Genomic DNA, 248 nt, shown 5'->3' on the forward strand with positions numbered 1-248 from the left:
CTCCTATTGTGAACCAATTGTATGTTTACTACAATGTTACTGAAAGTACAACTCTTACATTAGGTAACTTTAACACTTTCTTAGGGTACGAAGTTATTTCTCCTGCTGCTAACTTTAACTATTCTACATCTTATTTATTTTCTTACGGACCTTTTTCTCATACAGGAATTAAATTAGACTATGCTGCAACTGAAGATTTATCTTTCATGTTAGCTGCTATGAACGGAACTGACAACACTGATTATAAC

The 248-nt window shown here is 32.7% G+C and carries 1 protein-coding gene; it reads left to right on the top strand.

Going from position 1 to position 248, the window contains the following annotated elements; genetic code table 11:
• The coding region (locus Q4563_RS21615) for an outer membrane beta-barrel protein (RefSeq protein ID WP_303605990.1) at nucleotides 1–248 on the top strand (248 nt) is incomplete at both ends.

The organism is Gilvimarinus sp. 1_MG-2023 (assembly GCF_030548285.1).